Raw genomic sequence first — 11,390 nt, 5'->3', positions numbered from 1 at the left:
ACCGCTGCTCAATGCCCCCTGACGCCCCTCAAGACAACATCCGAATATATATACATATCCCCGAGGGGCCCTCGGGCCGTTCACGCTCCGCCGTGTCCCCTCCTCTCCCGGCGGCTCCAACATCCCCCGCCCCTTCTTCACGTACCTCCACTTCCCCACGTGTCGGCGTCGGACCCAGTTCCCGGCGGCTCCCCTTGCCCCCGTTCGTAGGGCACAGTGGTGGAAAGATCACCCAGGGAGATGCAGATGGATTTCCTCGACCAGCTTCCAGCCCTCGTCGGTGTCGTCGTCGGCGCTGCTGGCTCTTACCTCGCGTCCAGCCGAACTGACAAACTGCGCTGGCAACGAGCTCGTGCCGAGCGATGGGACGAGAGACGCTTCGAGATCTACAAGAGCTACGCCAATGTGCTGAAGCGGTTCGGTCAAATTGCCCTTCGGATCGGCGTGGCCCGTGGCTTCGAGCACGGCGCTCAGCCCCTTGATCCCGCCGAGGGGATGGAGGCGCTCGCTGAAGCAGAAGCCGTCCGTGCCGCCGAGTGGGAAGGAGTCCTCCTCGTCGCCGACACCGAGACGATCCGAGCCGCACGCGAGTGGCACAAGATCGTATGGACACTCGACCACTACGCCCGTGGTATGCGGAGCGAGCCCGGCGGATGGCAGGAAGCTGTGCGGAACGCCGTTGACGCGCGGAACCGGTTCTACGCGTGTGCTCGCCGCGACCTTGGAATTACCGGAGGCTTGCTTCCGGTCGAAACGTGAGAACAAACCGGGCGACTGGCTCGTGGGTTACCCCAGGTTACCGACCACCCAGCGCTCGAATGGTGTTTTCCCTGTTCGGGACCGGTACGCTGGAGTGATCACGAAGAACATGCATTAGGAACACCACGAGCCCAGGCCCGGCCTGGACGACGGCGGAACCGCATCGCGGACCCTCCCACCGGCACTGCCAGTCGGAGACCCGATCACCGCCACGAGTCCAGCACCAGACCCGCTCACCACCACAACCTGACCGGCTCCGGCCGGACGCACCCACCGCACCTACCGCGGGCTGACGCTCCCTCTTGGAGCACGCCCCGACCGGTTGCGGTCCTTCGTGATGTCTCGACTCCCGCCAGTTGGAGTCACCTCGTATGCGGCGGTACCACATGGGTGCCGCCGTTTCGCATGCCCGCCGCACGACGCGGGCGCATCTGAAGGAGGCACCTCCATGACCATCTTCCTGATCGGATTCGCGATCCTCATCGTCGGCCTCGGCGCAGGAGCGCTGATCGGCGCGCACTTCACCGCCAGCGCCGAGGCGAAGCGCCGCATGGTGTGGCCGATCGTCGGCCCCGTCGCCCTCGACGTCGCCGATACCCATCGACTCCTCGCCGAACTCAGCGAGGCGCTGGAGGAGTACGACGACACCGGATCTGAGTTCGTGCGAACGCCTGAAGCCGAGGCCCTGAACTCGCTGATGGAGCGCGCCGCCATCGATCCGAACCGGCTCCCGGCCCTCGTCGGCACTCTCCTGTGGTTGAGCGAGTACGCCGACTACCACCAGCCCGGCGCCCTCGCCGCCATGCTCCCCGAATCCGTGAGCACCACGGGCGGCCGACCGGCCGCCGTGAGCGGGAAGGCGAGCGCCAACCCGGTCGACCGCGATGCCGTCGAACTCGGGGCGCTGCTGCGCCTGCTCAACCACACCGGCCGCGACGATGCGTGGGAAAGCGACGCCGATCGCGCGTGGCGCTGCTGGAGGCGTTCAAGGACCTGCTCATCGAACGCGGCTACCGCCCCTAGCTCGCCGAAACCGGCCCTGTCCCTACCCCGATCCCCAACACCCAGCCCACGACCCAGTCCCAGGCGGTGCCGACCGGCACCGCCTTTCTCGTGCCCGCCAACGGGCTCAACCAAAGGAGCATTCCGATGCCGTACATCGCCGCAACGATCGCCGTTCTCGGATTCCTCGCCGCCGACTCCGGCGCCGAGGGCTGAGACCACGACACAGGCCAGCTCGGGTGACGCCCGATCGGCCTCTGTGCATCCAACGGCGGTGCCCCCATGCGGAGGCATCGCCGTTGCCATGCCCGACAACGGATCTTCCCCAACACGGAATGAGGTACCGACATGTCACCGCAACCTGCATCGATCAAGATCAACGGCCCTGGCGATTTGATCGCCGTCGTTCCCTACCTGCTGGGCTTCGCGCCGGAGTCGAGCCTCGTCGTGGCCGGGTTCAACGAACTCGGCTACCGCAGCGCGTTCCGCGTCGACCTGCCCGAGCGGCCCGAGCACGCCCTCGGCGTGCCCGATCTCGTCGGGCAGTTGCTGCGCAGCGGCTGCGGCCAGTGCATCGCGATCGTCTACGGGCCCGAGCCCATCGCCCATGCCGTCGCTGCGGTCACCGCCCGCAGGTGCGAGGCGGCCGATGTCGAGGTGATCGAGGTGCTCCGCGTCGAGCAGGGCCGCTACTGGTCGCTGACCTGCGACGGGTCCTGCTGCCCGCCCGGACGGGAGGTCCCGGTCCTGACGGAGGCCGAACTCGCCTGCTTCGCCGCAGGGGTCGTCGCTCTGGCCGATCGGGCCGCGGTGGCCGCGCAGCTCGACCCCGCCGACAAAGGTGCCCGAGCGGCGGTCGCCGCCGACACCATCGCGTGCAGGGAGATGAACGCAGGGCAGGACCAGGCCGCGTGGCGGAATGACGAGTATGACTACGTCGACCAGTGGTGGGACTTCCCGGTCCTGCCCTGGCCCGCCGCGATGGCACGCCTGGGCCTGGCGCTGGCCGACGGCCAGATCCGCGACCGGGCGCTGCAACACATCGCGACCCATCCGGACCAGGTGCGGCTCGATGTGTGGATTTGGCTGGTGCGCCACCTCGACGGTGATCTGGTGGCAGGAGCGGCGATCGTTGCCGGGTTCGCCGCCTACCGCTCGGGCAACGGCACTCTCGCCACCGAAGCCTTCCACCTGGCACTCGCCGCCGCCCCGGGGGATGAGCGCGCCGAGGCTCTGGCCGAAGCGTGCCATCTCGGGGTGCCGCCATCCGAGGTGGCCGACTGGATCGGGCTCGGCTCGGCCGCGACCGGGGAGGCCGACCGCGCGAACTGACCGCCCACCACCACACCGACCGCACTTCCATGCAGCCCGCCACTGACTCAGTGGCGGGCTTTTCCATGCACCGCAATCGAACACGACGAACAGGAGCACGACCATGTCACGACAGAGCCGCATCAGCCAACTCAAAGACCTCATCGACCACCCCGCCACCTCGGCCGAGGAGCGGGAGGCAGCGCAGCGGATGCTCGACCGCCTCATGACCAAGGGCGCGGTCGAACCCGCGTCTGACCGCAACCCTGAGCACTACGACGAGCATGGCCGCTGGCTCGGTTCCTACCAGAACCGCTGGTACGGCAGCAAAGCCACCACCGAGTACGCCCCGGCCACCGAGATCGCGGCGTGGATGCGCGCGGACATCAAGCTCGCCCGCAAAGTCGCCAACGCCCCCGCCGAAGACGCCGGCGGTGTTGCGATCCCTTCCGGATTCGCGGGCATCCCAAGGGGCATCAGGATCACCGTCCGGACCGACTCCGGCACCTGGACCAGCAGCATCGACATCAACGTCAGGAACATCCCCCCGGCCTGGGGCTGGTACACCGCACCCGTTCGTGATGTCTACGACCGGGACTGGGAGCTGCGACAGACCCCCACTCCCGAGCTGCTGCGGCTGGTGCGGGAACTGGAGGAGATCCACCGGGCCTACAACTGGGACGGCTCCGACATCATGACCGATTACGTCGACGTCCGCTACTACGGCGACGTCCGCCTGGTCACCGACGAGCACGTGGCGATGCCCCGAAGGATCGACGACGCCGCCATCGCCGAGGCCGCCGCGCTCCGACCGCCGAGGCCGGTCGCAGGCGTGGAGGATGCCTTCCTGCGCCACGTCATGCCGCATTTCAGCTCGATCGACCTCGAGGCCGACTCCGGCGAGACCATCACGCTCCAGGCCCGCACCATCGGCGACCCGCCCTCGGCTGAAACCGACCTCGGCCAGGTCCGTCGCCTCGCCTACCGCGTGGTCGCCGACGGGACGCTGTGGTTCTCCGGCGAATACGACTGGACCGTGGCGCTGCCGTCCCCGGATTGCCCGGCCGACTTCTACCTGCCGCTCATCACCCGCCTCGCTCACGAGGCGGGCCGCCTCACCGCAGGCGAAGCGCCGCAAAGCTCGATGAGCGAGGAGCAGACCGCCTGGCTCATCGCTCACGAGCCGCAGTTGCGGGGCAACCTCGCCCGCTGGCACCGCTGAAGCCTCGAATCACCCGATCCCGGCCGCGCAATGCGCTCGGAGGGGCACCGGCCAGAAAGGAGCACCGCCGCTATCCGGCCTGCATATTAACGAATCCGACGTGCGTCCGTACCGACATCGAAGTCCGTACACGGACGCGTTCGCAAACCGCTCGGTACCGCCCGGTGCCGGGCTCTGTTCGTCTGCGCCGCAGACGAACTGATCACGAGGAGCATGTCATGCATCTGGAATCCTGGGCCGGTTTCGGCCTGACCGCCGGTCTCGGCGCCAACGCGGCCGTGGCCGCGCTCGCGCCCTACCTCCTGGGCGACGAGCCCACCGAAACACTCGTCGCCATCGGCCTGGCCGAGGGGCGACCGGCCCTGACCGCGACGTGGCCGCTGGCGAGCCTGACCGACCACGCCTCCTACGCCGAACCGATCAACACGTGGGCGAGGCAGTGCGAGGAGCTGTACGTCCTGGTCTGCACCGAGGACCCCGAGCGGTGCTACGACGCGGCCGAAGCACTCTGGTACGAGTGCCTGCCGGTGACCGACGGGCTCCGCGAGTACCTGACCGTCGCCCGCTCGAAGCGCGGCTGGGCCCCGCTCAACACCTTCGACCGCGACGGCCGCGACCTCCCGTTCGAGGACCACTGGTCGCACCTGAGCGAGCCGCACCCGGTCCTGGCCCGGCTGTTCGCCCTGGCCTGGCAGCAGGCCCTCGGCGACGCCCACCAGGTCCCGGCCCCCGCACTGCCCGCCCTCGCCCACGGGCTCGGGTCGGGGCCGATCCGGATCTCAGACAACGGGCGACTGCCGTGGGCGTATGCACCGGCGCGCGTCTACGGCATCGATCTCACCTCCGGTGCCGACGCGCTCGCGGAGGTCTACGACGCGGTCTGGCGGGCGGCCGAGCCGGAACTGCTCGACATCGCGTACTGGCGCACTACTGGGAGCGAGCCCGCAGCGGGGACCGCGCAGTCCCTCATCGCTGGCCTGAGCGCGTTCGCGCAGTGGCGGTGGGGCCTCTACGGCGGTGCCGAACAGGCCGCCGCCGATGCGGTCGCGGCCGATCCGACCAGCGCCGTCGCCCGAGCAGTCGCCCGACTGGTGCAAACGCCCCCGCGCCTGGGCGAGGATCGAGCGCTGGCGTGGGCCCCGGTCGGCTTCGCCTGTCGCTACAGCGGCCCGGGGCTGCCGATGGTGGACGTGCCCTTGCACACCGAGATCCGCGCCCTCGCTGACGGAGCCCTCGATGCGCTGATGGACCCGAGCGTCGACGGCAGGGACTACCGCACCGAGATCCGCGCACTGCGCGGCACGAAGGGGCAGCTCGTGCACGAGAGCTTGGAGCACCTGGCGGACACCGCCGAGCCGCTGGCGGTGCGACAGCTCGCCGACATCGCCGCTGCCGATCCCACCCGGGTCGGCCTGACCGGCGTGTGGGGCGTGCTCCAGCTCCAGACCTGGGGCCGCACCCGAGGAACGGCGACCGCCGTCCTCCTCGACGGCTCCGGCCAAGTCCTCCACCGCTCCACCGACGCGGACCGCGACACCTGGACCGCCTGGCCGTCCGACCGCACCGGCGGCTGGAAGAGCGAAGAGCTGTTCCGCCTCGCGCACGCCCTCCTGCGGGCCGAACGCCGCTAGCACCCCGCCGGCGGCCTCCACACCCGCCCCCACCCCACCGACCAGAAAGGAGCCTGACCGCAGTCCGATCAGCACCCCTGTGAACCCGACGCGTGCACGACGCTTCGGCCCAGTCCGAACCCGCACGCGTTCGCGATGGCTCGACACCGCACCGGAGTCGGGTCATTTTTCATGCAACGCAACAGCAATCACACGAAAGGTGACATACCGTCATGTCAACGCAAAACGAGGCGACCCGCGACGTCGCCGATTTCTTCACCCGCAACCAGGGCGAGTACGACATCGAAGCGATCGTCTACGGGGCCGAGGTCACCAAGGCCCAGGCCAACCGCGCCCTGACCAGCCTGGTCAAGGACGGGACGCTCACGGTCACCGGCACCGGCACCGACCGGCGCTGGACCCTGGCCCCCGCGCCCGAGGAGGGCGACGACCCGGCCGAGGAGACGGCCCCGACCGCACCCAGCGACCACGAGGCCGACAGCACCACCGCCGACGAGGCGAGCGAAGCCGACGCCGACGAGTCCGGTACCGCGCAGGCCGCCTCCGAGGAGTCCGAAGAGGCCGAGGCGCCCACCGCGGACGCCACCGAGTCGAAGAACGAGGGCACCGGCGAGGGCGACATCGCCACCTCGGAGTCCGACTCCGGCGAGGGCCAGGTCCAGAAGACCGAGCACGACAAGGAGGAAGAGGACGAGGACGGTGGCGAGGAGTCCACTGAGGCCCCCACGCTGCCGATCGAGCCCGAGCCCGACCCGGACCCGCAGATCCTCTACTACGCGAGCGTCATCGCCAACATCGGCGCGCCGTTCGACACCCAGACGCTGTGCGACAAGGCGTACACGCCGACCAAGCGGCGCGCCGTCACCACGATCCTGCGCGCGATGGCCGAGCACGGCCTCGTGCGGTGCTCAAAGCCGTTCGCGCCCGACGCCGACGACGCGGTGTGGGAGCTGGTCTACGACAAATCCTTGATGGACGCGGTGGTCCGCGTGCAGGTCGCCGACGCCCCCGACCACCTTACCTGCGAGGTGTGCGGGCAGACGAAGACCTTCGGCGGCGCCCCCAGGCCCCGCCCGGCCGGAAGCAACGTCCGTAACGACGGCAGGACGATCCTGGCTGCGGGTGAGCTGACCGGCTACGTCATCGACTACGTCACCGACCCCGAGAACACCGGTGTCGAGTTCACCGTCCGCCAGATCACGAAGGCGCTCGTCGCCCTGCACCCGGGCAAGGTGTCCGACAACTCCGACGGGGCGATCAAGAACGCCCTGGACAAGATGTGCCGCAAGGACCCGAGGCGGGCCCGCTACGCGGACAGAGCGCTCGTGCAGCTGGTCAGGCCGATGGGGCCCCGAACGTACCGGGCCCTGTGGGTCTAGCCGATCCGACATCACCGCAACCGATCACGGTGCCGCCGCCCGCCCTTGCGTGGGCGGCGGCACCGCCGTACCCGACAGAAAGGACCGTCCGCATGGACGACACCAATCCGCATCGGATCGGCGAAGGCCGCCTGGCCCTCCCGCCGGCCGAATCCGACTCGCGCCGCTACGGCGCTGTGCTGCTCCTCGACGACCGAGGCAACCCGGCTCCGCTGCGCGTGTTCACGCCGATCGGCACCGCAGTCCTGACCGCCACCATCGCCAGCAACGATGCTGCCGGACCCGCGTCGCGGCCCCGGATCGAGCTGCTCGGCGTCGGCGCGCTGTTCTTCGCCGACACCCGGTGGAAGGACCGACCCGCGCAGGCGGCGGGTGTCCGGCCCCGCGACGGGCGCCAGAGCTGGTGGCTCGATCCGCGCGCGCTCGCGAAACTGCAAGACGTGCCGATCCTGCTTGAGGCGCACGAGTCCTGGCCCGGATGCCGGTGCAAGCCGGTGATCTGCAAGCCCCGGCGCAAGAAGCGCGGCTCGCGCCAGGCGCGGGGGCGGCGGCGATGAGCACCGTCATCATCATCCGCCTCGGCGAGGGCGTCCTCCGCGTCCCGGCCTGGGAAGGCGAGTCGGGCCGGTTCGGGTCGGTCGCCCTGGTCGAGGACGACCGCTGGGTGCGCCTGACGCTCGACCGGATCCCGAAAGGACACCGGGCCGAACTGGTCGCCGTCAAGCTCACCGAGGTCACCATCAGACGGTGGTTCCGGCGCTCGCGCACAGAGATCGAAGAGGCACCTGTCTCGCTGGGCGTGGGGACGGTCTTCACCTCGCAGATCAGTCCGGCGACCGGGCGCGAATCGGTCGGCGTCAAACCCGACCGGCCCGCACCGGGCCCGGGCCCGTGGCTCGATCTCGCCGCGCTCAAGGAAGTCGAGGGACACCGGGTCCGCCTGGTCCTGGTGCGCACCCCCGAGACCCGCGCCGCAACCATCACCCGCCGTCCTGAAGGGAGCTGGTGAACCGTGTCCGATGCTCAGCAATACGAGCTCGGCGAGGGCGTCCTGCACTGGCCCAACGGACTCGTGCGATACCTGAGCCGCAACTGCGTCGCCCTCATGAGCGACGGCGACTCCTGGGTGGGGTTCGAGGACGCTCCGGTCGGGGAGGTCGTGCGCCTGACCGCCCGCGTGGTCACCGTGCGCGAACCGATCCTGGCCCCCGACCTGTCCCGCAATCTCGCGCCGAGCATCCCGTTCGTCGACGAGGTGATCGAACTGGGCTACGGCGCACTGTTCACCGGCAGTGCGTATGGCGAGGGGCTCACCGCGATCGGGGTCCTCCCGGTCACCGACGTCATGGCCTGCGACCGATGGCTCGACCTGGACGCGGTCTACCGGGCCCACAACCACATCGTCCGCCTCCGCGCCGAAACCGGGCGCACGCCGCGCTTCGTGCGGCAGCGAACTCCGGTGAGCGGCTCCTAGAAGCCGCCCACCGGGCCACAACGGGTGCAGCCGAGTCTGCGTCGAAACTTTCTCGGCTGCGCCCCACACCACCAATCCGCGAAGAAAGGGAAGTGCAGTGAACCTGCAAGCCTACGGGATCTCCGGGGTGCTCGACACCCGCACCGAAGCCGAGCTGATCGGCCTCGTCCCCTACATCCTCGAACGCCACCCGAAAGAAGAACTGGTCATCCTCGGCGCCTACGGAGGCGAGCCCCGCGCCTGGACCGCCTGGCCGCTCGCCGCCCTCGACGCGGGCGAACCCCGCAGCAGCATCGCCCGCACCTGGGCGAGCGAGGAGTTCGACCAGCTCCACTTCATCGCCTACAGCGCCGACACCGACGCCGCCGCAACGCGCCTCAACGGGCTCCACGACCAGCTCCGGGACACCGGATGCGAGTCGGTCGACCCGGCTCGCAACCTCGTCGTCACCGGCCGATCCTGGGGCTACGCCGCCTTCGGAGGACTCCTCGACGCCTACGAGGGCACCGGCACCATCACCGCCCCCGACCCGGCCCAGGGCCGCATCGAGGGCCTGATGTTCCGCGCCGCCTGCCGCAAGCGCTACGCCCTCGCCCGCCTCCGGCCCCGCGACGCCGCCAGCGCCGCCAAGGCCGCACGGATCGCCATCCGCTGCCGCACCAACCGCGCCGATGCGGCCGATCCCCTCGCACAGGCCGAGGCCGACGAGCGGTGCTACCACCGGGCCCTGCGCGACCCGCGCAGCCTGAACACGACGAGCGCGGTCGCCCTGGGCGTCGCGGTTGCCGCAAACACCGACCTCGCGGCAACGGCGATCGACGACATCAGCAGCGGCCACGCTCACGCGCTGGAGGTGTGGACCGAGGCCGCACGGCACGCCACCGGCACCGACCGCGCCCCCAGCACCGCGCTCGCAGCGCTGGCCGCATGGCAGGCCGGAGACGACGCCGCAGCGGCCTTCGCCGAAGCGGCCGTCGACGCCGACTCCGAGTCGGTGCTCGCCTGGGCCGCCGTGCACCTGATCGGCACCGGCATCCAACCCGGCGAGATCGCGGCGCGGGGCAGCCTCGATGCCGAGGAGGCGGCGGCCTGATGAACGACTCCGTCCACGCGGCCCTGTCGGAGCTGCTGCGCATCGTCGTGACCCGCTGCGCCCTCGCCGGGGACAGCACCATCTTCGGCGTCTACCGCCACGCACCGGCCTACTTCGCGGTCCCGATGACCGGCCTCCAGGCCGCCTTCGGCTCCTCGGTCAGCGGGTCGGGCAGGGACGTCGGCGACCGGCTCGAAGCCCTCGCCCAAGTGGTCGAGGCCGGGCGCGTCACCGATCCGACCGAAGGGCTGTTCGGGGTCGGCCTGGTCCTCCAGGTCGACCTCCCACCAGCCCCGATCCACCTGCTCACCGTGGTCTGCGCCGACCAGATCGTGCACCGGACCGGCTGGCGTCCCGGCGAGGGAGGTCCCCGCGGCACCATCGCCGTGCCCGGCCGCCTCGACGTGAGCTCCGACCCGTTCGTACGCGGCCTGACCGCGATCCTCACCGCCCTGACCGGAGGTGAGAGCGCATGAGCCAGCGGACCGACCCGCGCCTGATCTGGCAGGTCGAACAGCTCGCACGCGAATCCCGCGAACAGGGCATCGGCGGGCTCTGGGCGGTCATGACCGCCCCGCCCGGCGAGCGCATCGAGATCGGCTTCGTCTACGACGAAACCGACCAGCAACGACTCGCGGCCGCGAACGACCACACGATCCGCGACCTGTTCACCAGCGCGCTCACCAACGCGCGCCGCGACCGGACCGCCCTTACCATCGCGGCGCTCCGCGCGGTCGTCGCGATCTACAAGGTGCCCGGCGAGGTGGACTGGCAGACCGTCCTGATCGACCGCGGCGCGGTCACGGGTGGCTGGGCCACCAATGGGATCCACACCGCAGTTGCCGAAATCGGGATGGACGTGCTCGGTTTCCTCTCGCTGGCGCTGCCCGAGCTTCTGGCCGACCTCGTGCATGGCGCTGGACGGGAGGCCCCCGAATGACCGAAGCAGGCAAGACCGAGCCGATGGCCTGCCGACGGTGCAACGAGGCGCTCAACGAGTTCCGCGCCGAGCTCGCCGACGGCGCGTTCACCGGAGAGATCCAGTACGTGCACGTCTTCGAAGACGCCCACGACCATGCGCCTGAGCCGCGACCGGCTGCGGAAGTCCCCGAAGAGGACCTCGTCTTTCACTGCGACTTCTGCTCGTCGACAGCCGTGAAGTGGTGCTACTGGGCCGATCCGATCAAGATCGCAGTCCTCGACGACGAGGACCGCGTCCGCGAGGGATCGGGCTTCTCTATCGATTGGGCTGCCTGCCAACGGTGCGCTGACCTGATCGTGCTCAAGGCGATCGACCGGCTCGCCGACCGGGCCGTGAGCTGCCAGGGCCTGCCCGCTGACATGCGGGAGCCGCAGATCGACCTCTACATCGAGTTCTTCGCAACACGCAAACCCGGACGACGCCGGATCAAACGCCGACGCACCTAACCCCGAAGGCCCGGTAGCGAAGCGCTGCCGGGCCTTCGGCCGTGTGCTGCAAACACCAGAACACGAGCGGCGCCGCCGGGCCCGGACGCGA

13 protein-coding genes are annotated in these 11,390 nt (G+C 70.0%); all 13 read left to right on the top strand.

The window, feature by feature from the left end; genetic code table 11:
- The first annotated feature begins 246 nt into the window (after positions 1-246).
- Positions 247-759: a hypothetical protein gene (locus WA640_RS14655; RefSeq protein ID WP_335988569.1), complete on the top strand. Its 513-nt coding sequence runs from the start codon at positions 247-249 to the stop codon at positions 757-759.
- Positions 760-1,207: 448 nt separating this feature from the next.
- Positions 1,208-2,158, top strand: coding sequence for a hypothetical protein (locus WA640_RS14650; RefSeq protein ID WP_335988568.1), 951 nt, complete (start codon positions 1,208-1,210; stop codon positions 2,156-2,158).
- Entirely contained in the window at positions 2,110-3,093 is a 984-nt protein-coding gene (locus WA640_RS14645) for a DUF4192 domain-containing protein (protein ID WP_335988567.1), read from the top strand. The genes WA640_RS14650 and WA640_RS14645 overlap by 49 nt, the downstream gene beginning before the upstream one ends.
- 103 nt (positions 3,094-3,196) lie before the next feature.
- Positions 3,197-4,294, top strand: a complete 1,098-nt coding sequence (locus WA640_RS14640; protein ID WP_335988565.1) for a hypothetical protein — start codon at positions 3,197-3,199, stop codon at positions 4,292-4,294.
- A gap of 218 nt (positions 4,295-4,512) precedes the next feature.
- Positions 4,513-5,925, top strand: a complete 1,413-nt coding sequence (locus WA640_RS14635) for a hypothetical protein (RefSeq protein ID WP_335988564.1) — start codon at positions 4,513-4,515, stop codon at positions 5,923-5,925.
- 212 nt (positions 5,926-6,137) lie between these two features.
- The gene (locus WA640_RS14630) at positions 6,138-7,304 is read left to right on the top strand and encodes a hypothetical protein (RefSeq protein ID WP_335988563.1); all 1,167 of its coding nucleotides are present in this window, start codon (positions 6,138-6,140) and stop codon (positions 7,302-7,304) included.
- A 92-nt stretch (positions 7,305-7,396) separates the two neighbouring features.
- On the top strand, positions 7,397-7,861 hold the full coding sequence (locus WA640_RS14625; protein ID WP_335988562.1) for a hypothetical protein: 465 nt from the start codon (positions 7,397-7,399) through the stop codon (positions 7,859-7,861).
- Positions 7,858-8,313 (top strand): hypothetical protein, encoded by a 456-nt coding sequence (locus tag WA640_RS14620; protein WP_335988561.1) that lies wholly within the window; start codon positions 7,858-7,860, stop codon positions 8,311-8,313. The genes WA640_RS14625 and WA640_RS14620 overlap by 4 nt, the downstream gene beginning before the upstream one ends.
- Positions 8,314-8,316: 3 nt before the next feature.
- A complete protein-coding gene (locus WA640_RS14615) occupies positions 8,317-8,778 on the top strand; it encodes a hypothetical protein (protein ID WP_335988559.1) in 462 nt (153 codons plus the stop codon).
- Positions 8,779-8,875: 97 nt separating this feature from the next.
- Entirely contained in the window at positions 8,876-9,871 is a 996-nt protein-coding gene (locus WA640_RS14610) for a DUF4192 family protein (protein ID WP_335988557.1), read from the top strand.
- Positions 9,871-10,347: a hypothetical protein gene (locus WA640_RS14605; RefSeq protein ID WP_335988555.1), complete on the top strand. Its 477-nt coding sequence runs from the start codon at positions 9,871-9,873 to the stop codon at positions 10,345-10,347. Before WA640_RS14610 ends, WA640_RS14605 begins: the two co-directional genes overlap by 1 nt.
- Positions 10,344-10,811, top strand: coding sequence for a hypothetical protein (locus WA640_RS14600; RefSeq protein WP_335988552.1), 468 nt, complete (start codon positions 10,344-10,346; stop codon positions 10,809-10,811). Before WA640_RS14605 ends, WA640_RS14600 begins: the two co-directional genes overlap by 4 nt.
- Positions 10,808-11,299: a hypothetical protein gene (locus WA640_RS14595; protein WP_335988549.1), complete on the top strand. Its 492-nt coding sequence runs from the start codon at positions 10,808-10,810 to the stop codon at positions 11,297-11,299. Before WA640_RS14600 ends, WA640_RS14595 begins: the two co-directional genes overlap by 4 nt.
- Positions 11,300-11,390: the final 91 nt, after the last annotated feature.

Source organism: Glycomyces sp. MUSA5-2 (assembly GCF_037034145.1).
GTDB classification, from domain to species: Bacteria; Actinomycetota; Actinomycetes; order Mycobacteriales; family Micromonosporaceae; genus Glycomyces; species Glycomyces artemisiae.
The sequence above is the reverse complement of the archived record's forward strand: the minus strand, read 5'-3'. Positions and strand labels throughout refer to the sequence as shown.